The sequence below is a fragment of the Nocardia pseudobrasiliensis NBRC 108224 genome (assembly GCF_001613105.1).
GTDB classification, from domain to species: domain Bacteria; phylum Actinomycetota; class Actinomycetes; order Mycobacteriales; family Mycobacteriaceae; genus Nocardia; species Nocardia pseudobrasiliensis.
Genome location: NZ_BDBS01000002.1, coordinates 75678 through 95108 on the forward strand (window position 1 = coordinate 75678; position 19431 = coordinate 95108).

At 66.4% G+C, this 19431-nt stretch carries 20 protein-coding genes; 12 read left to right on the plus strand and 8 right to left on the minus strand.

Annotated features, from left to right (window positions below; translation table 11 throughout):
- Positions 1–15: 15 nt before the first annotated feature.
- A complete protein-coding gene (locus tag NP4_RS01590) occupies positions 16–1665 on the minus strand; it encodes an acyl-CoA synthetase (protein ID WP_067990709.1) in 1650 nt (549 codons plus the stop codon).
- Between the two features lie 234 nt (positions 1666–1899).
- Here NP4_RS01590 and NP4_RS01595 point away from each other — a divergent pair, with 234 nt between their 5' ends.
- Positions 1900–2340, plus strand: coding sequence for a hypothetical protein (locus NP4_RS01595; protein WP_147287813.1), 441 nt, complete (start codon positions 1900–1902; stop codon positions 2338–2340).
- A 217-nt stretch (positions 2341–2557) separates the two neighbouring features.
- On the opposite strand, the gene NP4_RS01600 is transcribed toward NP4_RS01595, so the two are convergent.
- Positions 2558–2977 carry a subtilase-type protease inhibitor gene (locus NP4_RS01600; protein ID WP_067990712.1) on the minus strand — a complete coding sequence of 140 codons (420 nt, stop codon included), beginning with the start codon at positions 2975–2977 and terminating at the stop codon, positions 2558–2560.
- A 90-nt stretch (positions 2978–3067) separates the two neighbouring features.
- Complete coding sequence (locus tag NP4_RS40575; RefSeq protein WP_147287814.1) at positions 3068–3358, minus strand: hypothetical protein; 291 nt, start codon at positions 3356–3358, stop codon at positions 3068–3070.
- Positions 3359–3518: 160 nt separating this feature from the next.
- Here NP4_RS40575 and NP4_RS01605 point away from each other — a divergent pair, with 160 nt between their 5' ends.
- A complete protein-coding gene (locus NP4_RS01605) occupies positions 3519–3956 on the plus strand; it encodes a hypothetical protein (protein ID WP_067990714.1) in 438 nt (145 codons plus the stop codon).
- An 85-nt stretch (positions 3957–4041) separates the two neighbouring features.
- Here the strand turns inward: NP4_RS01605 and NP4_RS01610 are convergent, their stop codons facing one another.
- From NP4_RS01610 to NP4_RS01620, 3 genes are all read right to left on the minus strand, one after another.
- Positions 4042–4476 carry a hypothetical protein gene (locus NP4_RS01610; RefSeq protein WP_147287815.1) on the minus strand — a complete coding sequence of 145 codons (435 nt, stop codon included), beginning with the start codon at positions 4474–4476 and terminating at the stop codon, positions 4042–4044.
- A 181-nt stretch (positions 4477–4657) separates the two neighbouring features.
- Entirely contained in the window at positions 4658–5896 is a 1239-nt protein-coding gene (locus NP4_RS01615) for an acyl-CoA dehydrogenase family protein (RefSeq protein WP_067990718.1), read from the minus strand.
- Between the two features lie 26 nt (positions 5897–5922).
- Entirely contained in the window at positions 5923–7314 is a 1392-nt protein-coding gene (locus tag NP4_RS01620; protein ID WP_373863803.1) for an acyl-CoA dehydrogenase family protein, read from the minus strand.
- Between the two features lie 215 nt (positions 7315–7529).
- Between NP4_RS01620 and NP4_RS01625 the strand changes: the two genes are divergently transcribed.
- Both NP4_RS01625 and NP4_RS01630 read left to right on the plus strand, forming a co-directional pair.
- Positions 7530–8120 carry a class I SAM-dependent methyltransferase gene (locus NP4_RS01625; protein ID WP_067990721.1) on the plus strand — a complete coding sequence of 197 codons (591 nt, stop codon included), beginning with the start codon at positions 7530–7532 and terminating at the stop codon, positions 8118–8120.
- A 2-nt stretch (positions 8121–8122) separates the two neighbouring features.
- Complete coding sequence (locus tag NP4_RS01630) at positions 8123–9550, plus strand: glycosyltransferase family 39 protein (protein ID WP_067990723.1); 1428 nt, start codon at positions 8123–8125, stop codon at positions 9548–9550.
- 2 nt (positions 9551–9552) lie between these two features.
- On the opposite strand, the gene NP4_RS01635 is transcribed toward NP4_RS01630, so the two are convergent.
- Positions 9553–10338: an inositol monophosphatase family protein gene (locus NP4_RS01635; protein WP_067990726.1), complete on the minus strand. Its 786-nt coding sequence runs from the start codon at positions 10336–10338 to the stop codon at positions 9553–9555.
- A gap of 681 nt (positions 10339–11019) precedes the next feature.
- Complete coding sequence (locus NP4_RS01645) at positions 11020–11610, minus strand: NADPH-dependent FMN reductase (protein ID WP_067990731.1); 591 nt, start codon at positions 11608–11610, stop codon at positions 11020–11022.
- A gap of 144 nt (positions 11611–11754) precedes the next feature.
- On the opposite strand from NP4_RS01645, the gene NP4_RS01650 reads away from it, so the two are divergent.
- The 8 genes from NP4_RS01650 to NP4_RS01680 all read left to right on the plus strand — a co-directional run bounded on the left by NP4_RS01650 (position 11755) and on the right by NP4_RS01680 (position 19391).
- Positions 11755–12612 (plus strand): helix-turn-helix transcriptional regulator, encoded by an 858-nt coding sequence (locus NP4_RS01650; protein WP_067990733.1) that lies wholly within the window; start codon positions 11755–11757, stop codon positions 12610–12612.
- A 61-nt stretch (positions 12613–12673) separates the two neighbouring features.
- The gene (gene prfB, locus NP4_RS01655; protein WP_067990736.1) at positions 12674–13792 is read left to right on the plus strand and encodes a peptide chain release factor 2; all 1119 of its coding nucleotides are present in this window, start codon (positions 12674–12676) and stop codon (positions 13790–13792) included.
- Between the two features lie 199 nt (positions 13793–13991).
- The gene (locus tag NP4_RS01660) at positions 13992–14855 is read left to right on the plus strand and encodes a mechanosensitive ion channel family protein (protein ID WP_067991916.1); all 864 of its coding nucleotides are present in this window, start codon (positions 13992–13994) and stop codon (positions 14853–14855) included.
- A gap of 22 nt (positions 14856–14877) precedes the next feature.
- On the plus strand, positions 14878–15000 hold the full coding sequence (locus tag NP4_RS43570; RefSeq protein ID WP_484193543.1) for a hypothetical protein: 123 nt from the start codon (positions 14878–14880) through the stop codon (positions 14998–15000).
- Positions 15001–15085: 85 nt separating this feature from the next.
- Positions 15086–15775: a cell division ATP-binding protein FtsE gene (ftsE, locus tag NP4_RS01665; protein ID WP_062506480.1), complete on the plus strand. Its 690-nt coding sequence runs from the start codon at positions 15086–15088 to the stop codon at positions 15773–15775.
- Positions 15775–16680, plus strand: a complete 906-nt coding sequence (gene ftsX / locus NP4_RS01670) for a permease-like cell division protein FtsX (RefSeq protein WP_067990737.1) — start codon at positions 15775–15777, stop codon at positions 16678–16680. The genes ftsE and ftsX overlap by 1 nt, the downstream gene beginning before the upstream one ends.
- 75 nt (positions 16681–16755) lie before the next feature.
- A complete protein-coding gene (gene recQ / locus NP4_RS01675; RefSeq protein WP_444980110.1) occupies positions 16756–19026 on the plus strand; it encodes a DNA helicase RecQ in 2271 nt (756 codons plus the stop codon).
- Positions 19027–19166: 140 nt separating this feature from the next.
- Positions 19167–19391, plus strand: coding sequence for a WLR motif membrane protein (locus tag NP4_RS01680; RefSeq protein ID WP_067990742.1), 225 nt, complete (start codon positions 19167–19169; stop codon positions 19389–19391).
- Positions 19392–19431 lie beyond the last annotated feature (40 nt).

Sequence of the window (19431 nt, forward strand, 5' to 3'; positions counted from 1 at the left end):
TCGGTGACGTTCGCATCATTGCGCCGGATACTCGATCAATTCGCGACGCAGGAGTTTTCCGGTGGCGTTGCGGGGGAGTTCGTCGAGGAAGACCACCTCGCGCGGCACCTTGTAGCGAGCCAGATTGCCCTTGACATAGGCCTTGATCTCCTCGCCGTCGGGTGTGACGCCCGACTCGGGCACGATGAACGCGCGCAGGCGTTTGCCGAATTCCGTATCGTCCACGCCGACCACCGCGGCATCGGAGACGTCGGGTCGTTGCAGCAGCAGATTCTCGACCTCCTGCGGGAAGACGTTCTCGCCGCCGGAGACGATCATGTCGTCATCGCGACCGTCGACGAACAGCAGCCCGTGCTCGTCGAAATGGCCCATATCGCCGGAGGACATGTAGCCGTCGATGACCTGCTTGTTGCGGCCGTCGGTATACCCCTCGAACGACAGGATGTTGCGGATGAAGATGCGCCCGCGCACGCCCTGACCGTGGACGCGGCGATCGTTCTCGTCGAACAGCGCCACCTCGCAGGTGACCGGCGCCCGGCCCGCGCTACCCGGGGTGAGCGCGAGATCGGTCGGATTCGCGACCGTGGCGACCGCGCATTCGGTGGAGCCGTAGAGATTGAACAGCACCGGGCCGAAGGCCTCGGTGGCGCGGATCGTCAGCTCCGGCGACAGCGCCGAACCGGCCAGCAGGATCGTCTTCAGGGCCGACAGATCGTATTTGCCCCGGATCGCCGGATCGAGTTCGACCATGCGGTGCAGCATGGTCGGCACGGCCACCAGCATTTCGACGCGATGTTCGGCGAGTAGCCGCAGCGTCTTCTCGGCGTCGAAGCGGCGGGTGAGCACGATGGTATTGCCGAAGCCCACATTGACCAGCCAGGTCGCCAGGCCCGTGCTGTGGAAGATCGGCGAGACGATCATCGAGGTGCCCTGATGCGGGAACGGGATGCGGTCGATGATCTGCGCGGTCTGCAGCGGGGAGGTGGTCTTGCGGGCGGCGCCCTTGGGCAGACCCGTCGTGCCGCTGGTGAGGATGATGAACCCGCCCGGCTTATCCGGCAGCGGCAGCTCGTCGGTGGAGTTCGCGCCGATGAGTTCGTCGAGAGTGACCGCGCCGTCGGGCAGTTCGGCATTCTCGTCCACCCAGGTCAGCACGCGCGGCAGCTGCGGGGGCAGGGCGTCGAGCAGGCCGACGAATTCGCTGTCGTGCAGGACCGCGCGCACCTTCTCGCGCTCGCACACCTCGGCGAACTGCGGTTTGGCGAAGCCGGTGTTCATCAGGGCCAGGCGAACGCCGAGCTTGCCCGCCGCGGCCATCGCCAGCAGCAGTCCGCGGTGATCACGCGCCAGGATTCCGATCACCGAACCCGGTGCGATGCCCATGGTCTTCAGTCCGCGCGCCAGGGCGGTGGAGCGTTGGTCGAGTTCGCGATAGCTCATCGCGCCGCGCTCGTCGATCAGGGCCGTGCGCTCCGGCCAGACCCGGGCCGCGTGCCGCACGGCCGTCGCCTGGGGACCCAGCACTTTGGATTCCTTGACCGTCTGCAGCAGTTCGCCGGGATCGAGCAGATTGATGAACCCCCGCTGGCGTAATACATCCACCCCCCGCAAGGCTTCCGCCACATGAACTACCTTGCGCTGCAACCCATTCAAGCCAGAAAACATCTCGCCAACCTCCGAGCCACCTGTTTCCGCACGACCGTACCGCCGGGGTCGTGTGCTGTGGACGCTAGCAGCCGGCTGTGACCGGAGATACACAAATCCGGCCAACTCGGCGCGATTGCGGTTTAGGTCAGCCTAAACATTCCTGCGCCCGCGCAGTTTTTTGGTGAATATGGGTGACGGCCGTGCGGTATGCGCGGCTGCGAATGTTGTTACGTGGGAAGGGGTATCGAACCGATGAGGGCGCGGCGAGTGTTGGTGGGAGTGGTGTCGGCGGTGATCGCGGTGCTGCTGTCGGCCCTGGCAGGCGCCCCGGCGCACGCGGATCCGCTCCCGCAACTGACCCCGATCGGCACCACGCTCAACACCTTCGGCGAGGCGAAGTTCTGCGCGGGCGCGATCGATGTGGCTCTGGAGGCCGCGCCCGCCCGCCCCGGCCACGTCCTGGCCCACGTCACCCCGAGGGGCTACCTCGGCGGCCCCTGCGGCAACCACGTGCGGTTCGGCTGGCTCGGTTCGGCGGGCCTGCGCACCGACGACGTCTATGTGCAAACCGGCGCCGGCCCCGGCCGAACCGTCACCGCCGATCTGTGGGTGGGAACCGGTCCGGCCAAGGTCATGGCGGGCAGCTGGCCGCTGCAGGGCAACTTCGCGGAGTGGTATCTGCTGGTGCCGTGACGGTTTCGATTCCGGGGTCGGGTCGTTACGGTACCGCCGTGATTTCCGTGGTGACCTGGAATGTATTGCACCGGGTACATGCCGAGAACTGGTACGACGAGGACGGTGATCGCGACGCTCGGCGCCACCGCCTCCGAGGTGATCGTCGAGGATGTGCGTGGGCTGTCCGACCACAATCCGATCCGGGCCGAGCTGACCTGTCCGTGATCGATGCGGGTCAGAAATCGAAGACCGCCACGCTGTTTCCGCCCACCGCGCACGCATTGGGGAAGGTCTGGCGATAGCGGACCGTCGTGTTGCTCCACGTCCCGTCCGCGGCCACCGTGACCGGGTCGTACTCCTGCGTGCAGACCCGCAGCGGCTCGCCCTGTGTTTTGGTGAAATCCCCACCCGCCGTGGTCAATTCAGCACAGGCCGCCGCCGCTTTCGGATGCGTCCCCCATACGATCGGCGCACAGATCAGAAATACGACGCGCTGCGACGAAGCCTGCTCGAGCGACGGTCCGCGAGCCACCGTCAACGCCAGCACCGAAGCCGTCCGCCCACCCGGCTCCCCCTGCGCCGCCCCCATCGGCGCCCACATCCCCGCCGCCAATACCGCCCCGACCACACCCATAACCCGAACCAGAACGCTCATACGTCGACCACCTCGTCTCGGACCGGCCGCCGGAATGTTCATTGCGTCATGCGTCCCTAGACCATAGCCCGACCCGACGAGGGCCCTGCCTCAATACGGCCGTGTCGCCGCGGGCTCATGACCTCGCGCTTCCCGAAGCCGAGGCTGAGGCGGACGCGGCGTCGGCAGCGGTGCGCGGACCACCGGCATGGGTTTGATGACCGGCAGGGTCTGAACGTGCCAGAGGGGGTCGCCCGGCGCCGCGTCATAACTGAACGCCATCACCCCGCCCCCGAAGACCGCCAAGGCCGCGGCAATGCCCACAAGCAGGCGAGCCTCGAGAAGGGCGGCCCGCCATTCCGGCGAAGTCTTGCGCGATCTCGGTCCCGTGTCGATCGTCATGACCCCTCCCGCATCCGGCGTTCGCTGGTCACATCGCCGCGGCGACGAAGTCGTTACGAAAGAACGTTGTACCGCTTACCACTTCGGGCCGTTCGACCGCATTCCGGGCGATTGTTACCATTCGAGACGTTCTACTTCGACGTCAGCAGGAGGGACTACGATGCACGGATCGATTTCCCGGGTCGCCGCGAGCGCGACAACCATGGCAGCGACAGCGGCCGCCCTGCTTGCGGTGGCAGCGCCCGTTCATGCGGAGGTGACCGGCGTGCACGTCGCGGCAGGACCGGACGGTCTCCTGACCGGATGCCAATACACGGTCACCGCCGACGTCACCGATTCGGACGTCCCCACCGGCACGGTGTTCTTCATGCTCGCCGGCGGTGTCATTCCCGGCAACGGCGAACGAATCCCCGGCGAGGCCGTCTTCCACCCCGACACCAAGACCGTCACCGCGACCTGGACACCAACCAGACAGGGCCAGCAGAACCTGATCGCCATCCAGTCCATCCCGGGTCAGTACACGTCCAGCCAGTACATCAGCATCGAGGTGAGCGGCGCGGGCATCAACACCGGCAGCTCCTGCCTGCGCATCGGATAACGAGCCCACCCCTGACGAACGAGAAACCGGGGCGCGTTTCAACGGGTTTCGAATGGCCCCGGTGGGATGCGCGCTGTTCGGGTCACTATCGCGGAGCGGTGCCGACTGTCACGGTCGTCGACAGCGAGTCAACCAACTCGCCGCTTATCGTGATGTAAGCCAGCAGCGTGTGGTCTCCCGAACTGAGCGGTGTCCAGCCGGTTTGTCCCCACTCGCCAGAATCACAACTATTGGTGGCAAACGAAGCGTAATCCTGTCCATCGATCCGGACACCGATACGTTCGGCCGTTGGATAGCCAACGCAATCGCCCGTCTGCGTAATAGTGTCCGCCTGCCCCACCACATTAGGGCCGGTGATCGTCATCTTCAGGTGGTACGGGTGCTCTTCGGGCACCGCTGTCGCTACGGCGCTCTCCGCCGAACCGACTGCGCCGCTGAAGAATCCAGCGATCACCACAGCAGTCGCGATCGCCGAATATGCGATGACGAAATGGTGACACGCCGGACCGAGGGTGTCCAAGAATCTTATTCGCCCTCTGAAGAGAACTGGGGTTGCTCCCGGAAAGGTTCGAAGGCGCGAAGATCGGTGATACCATCCGCGATATTTCTGCCAATTGATCGTCGCTGATCGCACGTCTGAACGAACGAGAAACCGGCGCGAGTCCTGAAGGGGACTCGCACCGGTTCCGTTGTACCGCTTACTACTTCAGCTTGTCGCTCGACAGATTCAGCACCCGCCGGGCCACGATCAACTGCTGGATCTGCTGCGTCCCTTCGAAGATGTCCAGAATCTTCGAATCCCGGCTCCACTTCTCCAGCAGCGTGCGCTGCGAATAGCCGATGGTGCCGGACAGTTCGACAGCCTTGAGGGTGACGTCGGTGCCCATGCGGCCGGCCTTGGCCTTGGACATCGACGCCTCGAGGGAGTTGGGCTTCTTGTTGTCGGCCATCCAGGCGGCGCGCAGCGACAGCAGGTAGGCGGCCTCCCAGTCGGCTTCCAGGCGGAGGAATTCCGCGGCGGCGGCGTGCTGGTCGTTGGCGGGCTTGTCGTAGTCGATCTCGATGCCGGCCTCGGACAGGATCTTGCGCAGTTCCTCGAGGGCGGCGCGGCCGACGCCGACGGCCATACCGGCCACCAGCGGGCGGGTGTTGTCGAAGGTCTGCATGACCCCGGCAAAACCCTTCTCCACGTTGACTTCCGGGCTGCCGAGGATGTTGTCCTTCGGAATCCGGCAGTCCTCGAGACGCAGCTCGGCGGTGTCGGAGGCCTTGATGCCCAGTTTGTGCTCGAGGCGAGCGACGGTGAGGCCCTTGGCATCTCGCGGCACCACGAACGACTTGATGGCGGCCCGGCCCTTGGTCTTGTCGACCGAGGCCCACACCACGATGTGGGTGGCGCGCGAGCCCGCGGTCACGAAGATCTTGGTGCCGTTGAGAACCCACTCGTCACCGTCGAGCACCGCGGTGGTGGACACGGCCGCCGAGTCGGAGCCGAACGACGGCTCGGTGATGGCCATGGCGGCCCACACCTTGCCGAAGCGCGACAGCTGCTCATCGGTGGCCACCGCGGCGATCGCGGCATTGCCCAGGCCCTGGTAGGGGATCGACAGCATCAGGCCGACATCGCCCCAGGAAGTCTCCAGGGCGTTCAGCAGCGCGGACATATTGCCGCCGTTGGAGTTTCCGAGCAGCTCGGTGGCGTGCTCGTCGGGCGCGGCGCCCTCCTCCTTGGCCTTGCGGCCGCCGGTCGCACCGGACACGTCCTGCGCGCCCGAGTCGGCCAGGCCCTCGACCATGGCGGCCATGGTGTCCAGCTCGACCGGGTACTCGTGCTCGCCGAGGTCGTATTTGCGCGAGATCGGGCGGAAGATCTCCTGCGCGACCTGATGGGCCTGATTGGCGCTGGCCCGCAGCTTCTTGGGGAGTTCGAGATTGATCATGGGAAGTCTCCGTAAGTGAAGTCGGGTCAGACCAGTACGACGCCCTCGGCCACGCCGATGGCCCGCAGATCGCGGTACCAGCGCTCGACCGGGTGCTCCTTGGTGAAACCGTGGCCGCCGAGCAGCTGCACACCGTCCAGGCCGATCTGCATGCCCTTGTCGGCGGCGAACTTCTTGGCCAGACCGGCCTCGCGGGCGAACGACAGGCCCTGCTCGGCCCGCGACGCGCCGCGCAGCGTGATCAACCGTAGGCCGTCCAGCTCGATCGCCATATTGGCGACCATGAACGCCACCGCCTGACGGTGGGCGATCGGCTCGCCGAACGCCTCGCGCTCCTTCACATACGGAATCACGTAGTCCAGCACGGCCTGTCCGGTGCCGACGGCCAACGAGGCCCAGCCCAGGCGGGCCAGCCGCACCGCGTCGGCGTAATCCTCGGCGTGCTGGGCGGTATCGCCCTCGCCCAGAATCGCGTCGGTGGATACCGCGACATTGTCCAGGATCAACCGGCCGAGACCGGCCGCGCGCAGACCCATGCTCGGATCGGCCTCGATGACCACGCCGGGGGTGTCGGATTCGACGATGAACAGCGCCGGGCGGCCGTCGAGTTCGGCGCCGACGATGAACAGTTCCGCATCGCCCGCCGCCGGGACCAGGCTCTTGACGCCGTTGAGGCGGTAACCGCTCGGCGAGCGGGTGGCCTTGGTCTGCAGTGCGAACGGATCGAACAGTGCGCGCGGCTCGGCGATGACCACCGAGGACTGCGGCACGTTCTCGCCGGTGAAGGCGCCGAGATAGGTCTTCTGCTGGGCGTCGGTACCCCACTGCGACAGCGCGACCGCCACGCCCGAGGGCGCCAGGATCGGCAGCGCCAGACCCATATCGCCGTGTGCGAGCGCCTCGGCGACCAGCGAATTGGTGACCGCGCCGCGCTCGGCGGCCGCGCCCTCGAGCTCCTCGGGCACGTTGATCAGCGTGATGCCCAGTTCGGCGGCGCGCTCGAGCAGATCGCGCGGAGCCTTGGCGGCGTTGTCGGCGTCATAGGCGGCCGGGCGCAGGATCTCCGCGGCGAACTCACGCACCGTCTCGACGATCATCTTCTGATCGTCGCTCGGGGTGAGATCGAAGTAGTCCTTGATGCGAGACTCGTTGGCGGGCAGCCGCTTCGGCTTGCCGCCGCCGGTGACCTTGCCGAACGCGCGGGTGGCCGCACCCAGGGTGCGGAAGCCGGTCTTGGTGCCCTCGTAGGTGATGCGTTCGATGGGCTTGCGCAGTTTGTACTTCTCGGCGAGCTCCGACCCGGTGATGGTCGTCATGACCCGCATGGCCGCGCCCATCCAATCGCGCTTCTGCGGATTCAAGCCGACCGCCGAATCCGGACGTCGCTTCGTTGCGGTGTCTCGAGTGCTCATAATCACCAGTCTTCTCGGGTGGTGGGTGATCGGTCCCAGCATCATCTTACTGTCGAGTAAGTCTATCTTACTCCAGAGTAAGAACGCCGTCGAGCGGCAGCTTACACACGACCGGCGCGAACCGTCCAAATCGCATGATGACCTGCGCTGTCCTAGTTATCGCCGGGAATTCACGACCGTAACGGTCCCGTTGCCGACGGACACCGGATAGCGTCTGGGAAATGGGGCAGTTCCACTTCGATCCGGACAACTACGCGCAGCTGATGGCCGAGGAGGTCCCGGCTTATCCGCGCCTGCAGGACGCGGTACGCGCGGCCGCGGCGGGAGCGGACGGGGTGGAAAGGGTGCTGGATCTGGGCACCGGCACGGGCGTGACCGCCGCCGCGGTACTGGCCGAGTATCCGGATGCGCGACTGGTCGGAATCGACGCGAGTGTGAAGATGCTGCGGCACGCGCGGGCGGCGCTGCCGGAGGGGACCGTGCTGTGGGTGGGGCGGTTGCAGGGCCGGTTGCCGGAGGGGCCGTTCGATCTGGCGGTCTCGGCGTTGGCTGTTCATCATCTCGACGGTGATGAGAAGGCGGCGCTGTTCCGGCGGGTGGCGGCGGGTCTGGCGCCGGGCGGTCGGTTCGTATTGGGCGACATTGTGATTCCCGTTGATCCGGCCGATGTCGTGACGCCCATCGATGGCGACTACGACAAGCCCAGCGCGGCCGCCGATCAGGTGCGCTGGCTCACCGAGGCCGGATTCAGGGTCGAGACGGCCTGGGCGGAACGGGATCTGATCGTACTCGTGGGCGAGCTCGCGGGCTGATAATGTATTGGGTCGCAGCGGTTTTCGCTGTCGTGCTGGCGGCGTTCGCCGATCGGTACGGCTATCACCGGGACGAGATGTACTTCCTCGCGGCCGGGCGACATCCGAGCTTCGGATATGCCGATCAGCCGCCGCTGACGCCGCTGGTGGCGCGGGCCGTGGCGGCGATCGATCCGAATTCGCTGGTGCTGCTGCGGGTTCCGGCGATCGTGGCGATGGTCGCGGTGGTGCTGTGCGCCGGGTGGATGGCTCGCGAGTTCGGTGGCGGGCGTGGCGCTCAGGCGCTTGCCGCGGGTGCGGTGGCCTCATCCGCGTTGGTGCTGGCCGCGGGACATATGTTGGGTACCACGGCATTCGATCTGGCCGTGTGGTCGGCGATCGTGGTCGTGGTGCTGCGGCTGTTGCGGGAGGGCGGGGATCCGCGATGGTGGCTGGCGGTCGGGGTGCTGACCGGTATCGGCCTGTCGAACAAGGTGCTGCTGATATTCGCGGTGGCGGCGTTGGTGGGTGCGCTGTTGCTGGTCGGTCCGCGAAAAGTGTTCGTCACCAGGTATTTTCCATTGGCGGTCGGGATCGCGGTGTTGATCTGGGCGCCGTATCTGTGGTGGCAGGCGCGCAATGGGTGGCCGCAGTGGGAGTTGAGTCGGGCCATCGCGGGCGGCTCGTCGGGGACCTCGAATTCGCGGCTGGATTTCGTTGTGTTGCAGCTGGTTTTGATGGGGGTGCTGGCGTCGCCGCTGTGGGTGGCCGGGTTGTGGCGATTGTGGCGGCAGCCGCGATATCGAGCCCTCGCGGTCGCGTATGTGCTGCTTTTCCTGGTGTTCGTGGTGGCCGGTGGGAAGGCCTACTACCTGGGCGGGATGTATCCGCCGCTGCTGGCGGCCGGGGCGGTGCCGCTGGCGGCGTGGTTGGGGGCGCATCGGAAGGTTTGGGCGGCGGTGGGTTTCGGGTTCGTCGTGCAGATCGCCACCTCGGCCGTGCTGTTTCTGCCGGTGTTGCCGATCTCGGTATTGCGGGATTCACCCGTGCTGGCGGTGAACTACGACGCGGGCGAGACCGTCGGATGGCCGCGGTTCGTTCGCGAGGTCGCCGAGGCGCGGGCGCGGCATGCTCCGGGGGTGGGGATTCTGACCGGTAATTACGGTGAGGCCGGGGCCCTCGAACGGTTCGGGGCCGCATACGATTTGCCCACGCCGTACAGCGTGCACAACGCGTACTGGTGGTGGGGGCCGCCGCCAGGGACCACGCCCGTGCTGACGGTCGGGATACGCGGCGAATTACTCACCCGATTCTGCGCGGACGTGCGGTCCGCGGGTCATATCGACAACGGTCTGGGCATCGACAACGACGAGCAGGACGCGCCGCTGGCCGTGTGCACGCCGCGCGAATCGTGGGCGAGTATGTGGCCGCGCATGCGGCATCTCGGATGAGATCAGCGCCGCAGTCGCGACAGCACCTCATCGTGCAGGAGGCCGTTGGTGGCCACCGCACTGCCGCCGTGCGGGCCCGCGGTTCCGTCGAGTGCGGTGAAGACGCCGCCCGCCTCGCGGACCAGGATGTCGAGTGGGGCCAGATCCCACAGCGAGACCTCCGGTTCGGTGGCGATATCCACCGCGCCCTCGGCGAGTAGGCAGTAGCTGAAGAAGTCGCCGTATCCGCGGGTGCGCCACACCTCGTCGGTGAGCCCGATCAACCGATCGCGCAGACCGAGATCCCGCCACCCCGACAAACTCGAGATCGCCAGACTCGCGGCCCCGATCTCACGCACGCCCGAAACCGAAACGGCCCGCGGCGCATCCGATTCGAACCGACTCCACGCCCCGCCCCCCTGCGCGGCCCACCAACGCCGCCCCAGCGCGGGCGCACTCACCACCCCCACCACGGGCACCCCGTCCTCCAGCAACGCGATCAGCGAGGCCCACACCGGCACCCCCCGCACGAAGTTCTTCGTCCCATCGATCGGATCGATAACCCACTGCCGTCCCGAAAACTCCGCCGCCCCACCGAACTCTTCCCCCAACACCGCATCCCCACCGCGCTCCCGCCCCAACACGTCCCGCAGCGCCCGCTCCACCGCCAGATCCGCATCCGACACAGGCGTCAGATCCGGCTTACTGTCCACCCGCAAATCCAACGCCCCGAACCGCCCCCGAGTAATCGCATCAGCCTCATCGGCCAACCCCAACGCCAATTCCAATTCCCGCGAATACTCGGTCACCCCCCAACCCTATTGACCCTTCGCTCCGCTCAGGGACAGGGGGTAGGCCGTCCCGCGCCGCGAATAGTCGCCCCTCCGCTCCGCTCAGGAACATGAGTTGGCATCGCTCAGGCGGCAGTAGCCCTTCGCTGTGCTCAGGACACGAGGTGGCATCGCTCGGGCGGTAGCGCCGACTCTCAATGCTCTGAGCGGCTCGCCTTCTTGTTTCCCTGAGTGCTCGCGTTCTTGTTTCCCTGAGCGCTCGCCTTCTTGTTTCCCTGAGCGGCTCGCCCTCTTGTTTCCCTGAGCGGCTCGCCCTCTTGTTTCCCTGAGCGCAGCGAAGGGTTACGGCAGGTGAGGCGGGTGGGGGATCGGTGGGGGTGGGGCTGAGCGGTAGGCGACTGTGAGGAGGCTGTCTATTTGGGTGGGCGGGATGCTGTGTAAAAGGACCGAGGTCAGGCGGAGGACGCCGTCGAGGGCCGGGCCGGGGTGGGGGCTGGTGGCCAGGACTTGGCGGGCGAGGGTTTTGTCGCCCGCTCGGAGGGCCTCGACCACCGCGATCGCTTCCAGCCATGCGCCCTGGCGCTGCTCGGCCGTGTATCCCATGACAACTCCTGTTCGCTCCGAGACCTGCATGTTTCGGATAGCCGAAATTGTCGATAAGGATAGCCTCAAAATCTGAAGGTCTCCTGAGGGCCGGGCTCAGGCCGCGATCGCCCGGGCGTCGGCGACCGCGCGGGCCCACCACGAGAGTTGATCGAGCATCGAGGCCGCCGCCGCTTCCGGTCCGGTCGGAGCGTGCAACCGGCCCTCGGCATCGAACAGCTCGAAATAGCGCGGGAACGACACATAGTTCCGCACGGTGTGCGCATTGAGTTCGCTGAGCACCTCACGCAGCTGCCCGATCGCGTACAGCCCGCCGCTGCCGCCGCCGTAACCGACGAACCCCACGACCTTGCGATCCCATTCGGCGAAATGCCAGTCGATCGCGTTCTTCAGCGAACCAGGGAAACTCCGATTGATATCCGGCGTCACGATCACGACCGCATCGGCCGCCCCCAACCGCCGGGTCAGATCCACCATGCCCGCCGGACGCGTCGGATCCGGCTGCGCCATCAGCGGCACCGCGGGCAGTTCGGCAGGCACCGTCGCCTCGGCCAGATCGATCACATCCACCTCGAACCCGTCGTGGCGGCGCGCCTGCTCGGCGAACCAACTCGCGACCACGGGCCCGAATCGCCCGTCCCGCACACTGGCGATGACAACCGCGAGACGCAATGTGGTACTGGACATTTCGTCCTCCTGAAGAGTTCTGACGACGACCGCTCGGCCGTCGCATCAGACTCTGCCGCGCGAACGATCACCCGGGGAGGCCGCACCGAGAGTGGTAGTGACAGGGCCACCCTCGCACTCCACGCGCCGACGTACTGTCACAGCGTGAGCGATAACGATCTGGGTGTATTCCTACGCACCGCACGCGAGCGGACCACCCCCGCGCAGGTCGGCCTCCCGGCAGGTCCGCGTCGCCGCACCCCGGGCCTGCGCCGGGCCGAGCTGGCGACCCTGGCGGGTGTGAGCGTCGAATACCTGACCCGCCTCGAACAGGGCCGCGACCGCCACCCCTCCGCGGCCGTACTGACCTCGATCGCCGACGCGCTGGCCATGACCCCGGCCCAACGCGTCCACCTGCACCGCCTGGCCAAGGGCGCCGAACCGGGCTTCAGCTGCAACGGCACCCCACAACCCAATCGCACTGTGCGCCCGGCCATCCAGGCCCTGCTCGATCAGCTCGAACCCGCGCCCGCCGCGGTGCTCAACCGCCTCGGCGAGGTGCTGGCCTGCACCGACGGCTATCGCCGCCTGGTCGGCCCCAGCGGTCAGCTCGACGCGGGCCTGCCCGCCAACTTCCCGCGTTATCTGTTCACCGACCCGCGTGCCCGCCAGACCTATCCGGACTGGGAGCACAAGGCCGACAAGACCGTCGCCACCCTCAAACAGGGCCCGTACCGGTCCAATCCGATGGTGCAAGCGCTGATCGACGAGCTGACCCTCACCGCCGGAAGGGAATTCGCCGACCGGATGGAATTGATCGCCGGATTCCCCGACAGCAACGGCATCACCCGCATGAACCATCCGGAGGCGGGCCCGCTGCGCCTGGCCTACGAACGGCTGGAACTGTCCGCCGACGACGATCAGCACATCCTGGTCGACCTACCGGCCGACGACGCCACCGCGGCCGCGCTCGACACGCTGATCGGTCGCCGCCCCGGCGGATTGCGCGCCGTTTCGGGCTGAGGCAGCTCCCGGGCTTGTCGTATTTCACCGCAGACCACGGCGACCGGTAGATTGGAGCATCGTGCATCCTGACGTTTCCGCTGATCTCGCCGAACTCGACACCACCCTCAAGACCGTCGAGTCGGTGCTGGATATCGACGAGCTGCGCCGCCGGATCGACGAACTCGAGCAGCAGGCCGCCGATCCGGACCTGTGGAACGACCAGGAACACGCGCAGCAGGTCACCAGCGAACTGTCCCACGCCCAGGTCGAATTGCGCCGGGTCACCGACCTGCGCCAGCGCCTCGACGATCTGCCCGTGCTCTACGAGCTCGCCGAGGGCGAGGAGGGTGAGGCGCAGGCCGCGGCCCTGGCCGAGGCCGACGCCGAACGCACCGCGCTGCACGCCGATGTCGAGGCGCTGGAGGTGCGCACACTGCTGTCGGGCGAGTACGACAAGCGCGAGGCGCTGGTCAACATCCGCTCGGGCGCCGGTGGCGTGGACGCCGCCGACTGGGCACAGATGCTGATGCGCATGTATGTGCGCTGGGCCGAGCGCCACAAGTACCCCGTCGAGATCTACGACACCTCCTACGCCGAGGAGGCGGGCATCAAGAGCGCCACCTTCGCGGTCAAGACGCCTTACGCCTACGGCACCCTGTCGGTGGAGATGGGCACCCATCGCCTGGTCCGGATCAGCCCATTCGACAACCAGGGCCGCCGCCAAACCTCCTTCGCCGAGGTCGAGGTGCTGCCGGTCGTCGAGCAGACCGACCACATCGACATCCCCGAGTCCGAGATCCGCGTCGATGTGTACCGCTCCTCGGGCCCGGGTGGTCAGAGCGTCAACACCACCGACTCCGCGGTCCGCCTCACCCATATCCCGACCGGCATCGTGGTGACCTGTCAGAACGAGAAGTCGCAGCTGCAGAACAAGGTTTCGGCCATGCGCGTGCTGCAGGCCAAACTGCTCGAGCGCAAGCGGCAGGAGGAGCGGGCCGAACTCGACGCGCTCAAGACCAACGAGGGCGCGTCCTGGGGCAACCAGATGCGCTCCTACGTCCTGCACCCGTATCAGATGGTGAAGGACCTGCGGACCAACTACGAGGTCAACAACCCCAGCTCGGTGCTCGACGGCGATATCGACAGCTTCATCGAAGAGGGAATCCGTTGGCGCATGCGGCAGGGCGCCGAACAGTAATTTCGCAAAGAGCCACATATAACGGGTACAGCCATCGTATGCAATGGTTTTCAGTCGATTCGCGCTGTCGCCACGCCGCCGATCACGGCGCAATCACAACGTGTGATGGACCGGGTTCGCGTAGTAGCCTGTCTGACGTGTATTTCGGTGGCAGAACGATTCCGGCCGGTCCCCACCGGGCGCCGTGGCGGGTGAGTCGATGACCCTCCAGTTCGCGGCCCTCAGCGGTGACTCGGTCAGCCTGCTGATGTGGCTGCGCGGCAACGGTCTCGAGGTCGTGCTGTACATCGTTGGTGTGATGCTGTTCAGTCGCTTCGCGACCTATGTGCGCGATCGCATCACCCGCAAGATCGACGCCCAGTTCCAGAGCAGCGATTCACTGGTCCGCTCGGAGGCGGCCAAACATCGGCACGCGCTGGCCCAGGTCCTGACCTGGGTGGTGCTGTCGATCGTCTACTTCCTGGTGGGCCTGGAGGTGTTGAAGCGCTTCGGTTTCACCGTCGGCGGCCTGGTCGCGCCCGCCGCGGTGCTCGGCGCGGCGCTCGGTTTCGGCGCGCAGCGCGTGGTGCAGGATCTGCTCGCGGGCTTCTTCCTCATCACCGAAAGGCAGTACGGCTTCGGTGATGTGGTGCGCATCGCGGTCACCGGCCAGCCCGATCCGGCCGAGGGCACGGTGGAGGACGTCACATTGCGGATCACCACCCTGCGCAATGCCGACGGCGAGGTGATCACCGTGCCGAACGGGCAGATCGTGAAGGTCACCAATCTGTCGAAGGACTGGGCGCGCGCCGCGATCGACGTGCCGGTTCCCGCGACCGCCGATATCACCAAGGTCAACGAGATCCTGCACGACGTGGGGACCAAGGCGTTCCAGGACCGCAAGCTCAATTCGCTGCTGCTGGACGAGCCCACGGTGATGGGCCTCGAGGACCTCACGGTCGATCAGATGAACATCAGGATGGTTGCCCGCACATTGCCGGGCAAACAATTCGAGGTAGGGCGGGAGCTGCGTGTACGGGTGGCCGCCGCCCTGCGTCGGGAGGGTTTGAGTGAAAACGCGTAGGTCCACGACGATCCTGGTTGCCGTGTGGGTCGTCACGTTCGTGCTTTATGTCTTCGTCAAGCCGACTACTCCGGAGCATCAGGGCTATTCGCCATTCACGAATACCATTACGAAGTCCGTGATTTCGGGCGGGCCGGACCGGTAAGTTGGCTGTGGCGTAACTGTGACAATTCGCGTCGGGCAGTGCGCGCGGCGCGAACTCACCGATTCGCTGGCTACACTGGCTCCCCGTGATCACGTTGCGGAACGTCACCAAGTCCTACCAGACCTCGACGCGACCCGCGCTGGACAATGTTTCCGTCGAGGTCGGCAAGGGCGAGTTCGTCTTCATCATCGGACCGTCCGGATCGGGCAAGTCGACGTTCATGCGACTGCTGCTGAAAGAGGAACGGCCCACCTCCGGTGAGGTGCACGTCGCCGATTTCCGGGTCGATCGGCTGCCCGGTCGCCGGGTGCCCAAGCTGCGCCAGCGCATCGGCTGCGTGTTCCAGGATTTCCGGTTGCTGCAGCAGAAGACGGTCGAGCAGAACGTGGCGTTCGCGCTCGAGGTGATCGGCAAGAATCGCAAATTCATCAACCGCGCGGTGCCCGAGGCGCTGGATCTGGTCAATCTGTCCGGTAAGGCGGATCGACTACCGAGCGAATTGTCCGGTGGTGAACAGCAGCGCGTGGCGATCGCGCGCGCGTTCGTGAACCGGCCGCTGGTCCTGCTCGCCGACGAGCCCACCGGCAACCTCGACCCGGAGACCAGTCAGGACATCATGACGCTGTTGGAACGCATCAATCGCACGGGTACGACGGTGCTCATGGCGACCCACGACAACCACATCGTCGATGCCATGCGCCGGCGCGTGGTCGAACTCGATCGCGGGCGGCTCGTGCGTGACGAGGCCACCGGCGTGTACGGGGTGGGCCGGTAATGCGGGCCAGCTTCCTGTTCGGCGAGGTCTTCAACGGCCTGCGCCGCAACGTCACCATGACCATCGCGATGATCCTGACCATCGCGGTCTCGCTGACCATGGTCGGCGGCGGTCTGCTCGCCGTGCGGATGGCCGACAAGACAGAGCAGTATTTCCTGGACCGGCTCGAGGTCCGGCTGTATCTGACCGAGGATGTATCCGCCTCGGATCAGGACTGTTCCAAGGATCCGTGCAAAACGCTGCTGTCGGATCTGAAGGCGACGCCGGGCGTGGTGACGGTGCAGTTCCTCAATCGTGAGGACGCGATCCACGAGGCCAAGGAGAAGACGTTCAAGGATCAGCCGGAACTGGCCGAATACGTCAGCCAGTCGCCGCTGCCCGCCTCGCTGCGGGTCAAGATGACAGACGCCTCGCAGTATCCGCGGATCTTCCAGAAGTTCCAGGGCCGTCCCGGAGTCGGTTTCGTGCGCAACGACAAGGACATCGTGGACCGGCTGGTGAGCCTGTTCGACGGATTGCGCAACGCGGCCTTCGGATTGGCGGTGCTGCAGGCGCTGGCGGCGCTGTTGCTGATCGCGAATATGGTGCAGATCGCGGCGTTCACCCGGCGGACGGAGGTGGGCATCATGCGGCTGGTCGGCGCGACCCGCTGGTACACGCAGTTGCCCTTCCTGCTGGAGGCGGTCGCCGCCGCCCTGGCCGGTTCGGTGCTGGCCCTGCTCGGACTGCTGGCCGCGCGGCCGCTGGTGATCGATCGGGCGCTGGGTGATCTGTTCGCCTCCAAGGTGTTTCCGCGCATCACCGGCGACGACATCTTGATCGTGGCGATGACGATCGTGCCGGTGGGCATCGTGTTCGCGGCCGTGACGGCCTACGGCACGCTGCGCTACTACGTGCGCGAATGAGACTTGTTTTCCATAAAGGGTGCGGCTGTGCGCGAGGCCCTTTCGCGCACGCCGCAGATCCGTAGGATGGCCAGGGTGACTTCCCCCGAGACGCTCGAGACAACCGCCGACCAGTCCGGTTCCGGCGCGAATTCCGATGCGGCGCACCAGGTTCTGCGGCGGGTGTTCGGTTACGACACCTTCCGTGGCTTGCAGCGCGAGATCGTCGAGCAGGTGGTCTCCGGGGGTGATGCGCTGGTCCTCATGCCGACCGGCGGCGGTAAATCGCTGTGCTATCAGATTCCGGCGCTGGTGCGGCCCGGTGTGGGCGTGGTGATCTCACCGCTCATCGCGCTCATGCAGGATCAGGTCGACGCGCTCACCGCCCTGGGCGTGCGTGCGGGCTTCCTGAACTCCACCCAGTTTCCCGATCAGCGGCGTGAGGTCGAGGCCCAATTCCTCTCCGGCGAACTGGATGTGCTGTATCTGGCTCCGGAGCGGTTGCGGCTCGAATCGACCATGCAACTGCTCGACCGCGCCAAGGTCTCGGTCTTCGCCATCGATGAGGCGCACTGTGTCTCGCAGTGGGGCCACGACTTCCGGCCCGACTATCTGGCGCTGTCGGTGCTGCACGAGCGCTGGCCGGATGTGCCGCGCATCGCGCTCACCGCGACCGCCACCGAGGCCACCCGCAAGGAGATCGCCGAACGCCTGGACCTCACCGGCGCACGGCATTTCGTCGCCAGCTTCGACCGGCCCAATATCCAGTACCGCATCGAGCCGAAGAATCGGGCCGAGCAACAGCTGCTCGCCTTCATCCAGGCCGAACACCCCGGCGATGCGGGCATCGTGTACTGCCTGTCGCGCAATTCGGTGGAGAAGACCGCCGAATTCCTGTCCGCCAACGGCGTTCCCGCGGTGCCGTACCACGCGGGCCTGGACAATCGCACGCGCGCGACCAATCAGGCGCGCTTCCTGCGCGAGGACGGGCTGGTGGTGGTCGCGACCATCGCGTTCGGCATGGGCATCGATAAGCCCGATGTCCGCTTCGTCGCGCATCTGGATCTGCCGAAATCGGTGGAGGGGTACTACCAGGAGACCGGCCGCGCAGGGCGCGACGGGCTGCCGTCCACGGCGTGGATGGTCTATGGGCTCAACGATGTCGTGCAGCAGCGCAAGCTGATCGATAACTCCGAGGGCGATGCGGCCCATCGCAGGCAACTGCAGCTGCATCTGGACGCCATGCTCGCGCTGTGCGAGACCGTCCAGTGTCGCCGCACCCAGCTGCTGGCCTATTTCGGTCAGCGCGGCGAATCCTGCGGCAACTGCGACACCTGCGCCAATCCACCCGAATCCTGGGACGGTACGGTCGCGGCGCAGAAGGTGCTCTCGACGGTGCTGCGGCTCAAACGTGAACGTGGCCAGAGTTTCGGGGCCGGGCATCTCATCGATATCCTGCTGGGCAAATCCAGTCCGAAGGTCGTGCAGCACGGCCACAACGAGCTCAAGGTATTCGGCGTCGGCGCCGACCTGCGAGATACTGAGTGGCGCGGCGCGATTCGCCAACTGCTGGCCCAGCGCCTGCTCGCGGTGCACGGCGAATACGGCGTACTCACCCTCACCGAGGACAGCGACGAGGTCCTGTTCCGCGGTCGCAAGGTGATGCTGCGCCGCGAGCCCGAGCGGGTCAAGGCGGCGAAGGCCCCCCGTTCCAAAACCTCCCGCGCGGCCGCCGAACTCGCCCCCGGCGATGCCGACCTGTTCGAGCGCCTGCGGGCCTGGCGCGCCTCGGTCGCCAAGGAACAGGGCGTTCCCGCCTACGTCGTCTTCCACGACGCGACGCTGCGCGATATCGCGGCCCGCAAGCCCACCACGCTCGCCGAACTGGGCGCCATCAGCGGCATCGGCGAGAACAAGCGCGCCAAATACGGCGAGGGCGTCCTGCAAACGGTCGCCGAGAGCGCCGACGCCCCACCCTCACGCCCCGCCAAGTCCCGCTCCGCGTCGGGCAGTCGAAGCGCCACAACGACCTCGCGTTTCGCTACGACCGAGGACGCGTCGTCCTCGGGTTCCCCCTCATCCGAGGCCGCAGCGCCCTCGCGTGTCTCCTCGTCCAAGGGCACGTCGTCGGCGGCCTCTCGTCTTTCCTCGTCGAACGACGTTTCGCCAGCTTCGGCCTCTCGTCTTTCCTCGTCGAACGACGTTTCGCCAGCTTCGGCCTCTCGTCTTTCCTCGTCGAACGACGTTTCGCCAGCTTCGGCCTCTCGTCTTCCCTCTCCGAACGACGTTTCGCCAGCGCCGGACGACTGGGATCACGAACCGCCGCCGGATTGGGATTTCGAGCCGCCGCCGGACGATCGGTACTGAGGCGGGTGGGTCGAGAACGATTGCGCGGGAAATGGTTCGGGTACGGTCGTCCGATGAGGACGCTCGACCGGATTAGTCGCATCTATCCGAGCTGTCTGATCTGCGTTTATTGACAACGCCTATCCGGGTACCGTGAGGATATGGCGCTCGGTGACGACGAGGTGATCCTGGGGGACGGCCTGCCCGCGGACCGTGGCGTCTTCACGGTGTCCACGGCCGAACCGACCCCCGACGCCGACCGGCCTCGTTCGCGGCGGTTGTGGTCACGCAAGCTGCTGGGCGGGCCACGCATCTCCACCATGCTGCTGGTTATGGCGTGGGTGGCGGTGCTCGTTCTCTATCTACAGGTGCGGCCGGGCGGATAAGGCTGGGGGAAATGTTCGAGATCTTCGGTGGGCGGCCCGA